The sequence below is a fragment of the Streptomyces sp. NPDC058240 genome (genome assembly GCF_042882135.1).
Classification (GTDB): Bacteria; Actinomycetota; Actinomycetes; order Streptomycetales; family Streptomycetaceae; genus Streptomyces.
The window spans coordinates 1-1,280 of the sequence record NZ_JBHVWT010000163.1 but is presented as its reverse complement, the minus strand read 5'-3'; the positions used below and the strand labels follow the sequence as shown (position 1 = coordinate 1,280).

Below are 1,280 nucleotides of genomic sequence, written 5' to 3'. Positions count from 1 at the left end.
GAGTGCCCAGTTGGACATTTTGCGTTTGATGACTCGTGGGTTGGACCGTAACCGTCGTGGTTCCAGGAGACGTTCGGTGATTTCATGCAGGGTCTGCGTCAGCGCCCGGGTGAGCCGGGCGGGGGGAAAATCCCGCCTGGCTGGTGGTCTGCCGGCGGACGACGCGCAAGGTGCGGATGAAGGACATCCGGTCCGGATCCTCTCTCTCCTGCTGGGCGGCCTGGTGCATGAGGTCGCGCAGGGCGTGGTGCACCAGGAGGAACGCGAAGATCTCCTGCTCGACCCCGACCGGATGCTGGGAGCGCAGAACGAAGCGGGGACCACCCAGGTGGGTCTTGATCTCGTCGAGGGTCGTCTCGATCTCCCAGCGCTCGGCGTAGAGCGCGGCCAGCTCCGTGGCCGGCGCGGTGGCCGGGTCCAGGAGCGTGGTGACCAGCCGGTGGACGGTGCCCTCTCCGGGAGGGCCCAGGGTGTATTCGATGACGCGGACCGGTGCCGGGTCGGCCCGCCGGTTCTTGTCCCGGGCGGCAACGATCTCCGACAGGTACGAACCATCGGGCAGCGCGGTCACCACGGGCAGGACCGCATTGCTTTTGACCCGCCACAGCAGGTCCGCGCCGGTCGCCGCGGCGGCCCGCCACAGGTCGAAGCCGAGGAAGCCCCGATCCGCCAGGAGCAGCATTCCCCTGGTCAGCGAGGGGAACAGGCGGCGGGCCAGGACCGTTTCGTGCACCGCCAGCGGCGCGACGTCGGCGGCGAACACGGCATGGGTACCGCACTCGACCAGGGCCACGGCCCTGGCCTGCGGATACGCGCTCCTGCCCTGACCACGCCCCGTTCCCGGCCGCCCGAAGAAGACGGCGTTCGCCTCCGTATCGGGAAGGTCGAAGGTCGTCCCGTCCACCGACACCAACCGCAGACCCCGAAACCACGCTCCCGACGTCGCCGGGACCGCCACGGGCCGGCAGACCCGGGCGAACAACACCTTCACCGGTTGTGCCCCCAGCCGCAGCCGAGCCCGTCCGATCGCCCCGCTGGTGGGCACCCGCCACGTCTTCGACCAGCGACGTTCCCGTTCCAGGCCCTGCGTGAGAAGCCGTCCGACCTCCTCGTACCCCTGCCCCGAGAACAGGCACATCGCCAGCACGAAATACATCACCACCCGTGCGGGAAGCAGGCGTCGACGTTCCTCAGTGCGTCCGCACTCCGCCACCACCTCATCCACCAGCTCCGGCGGAAACGCACGCGTGAGCACTCCGAGAGCGATCCGATCCGAAAAC

The 1,280-nt window shown here is 69.1% G+C and carries 1 protein-coding gene; it reads right to left on the bottom strand.

Annotated features, from left to right (window positions below; genetic code table 11):
* Nucleotides 1–82: 82 nt before the first annotated feature.
* Nucleotides 83–1,280 (bottom strand): IS4 family transposase (locus tag ACFVX4_RS42140; protein ID WP_389988856.1); only part of this gene is annotated, 1,198 nt, incomplete at its 5' end.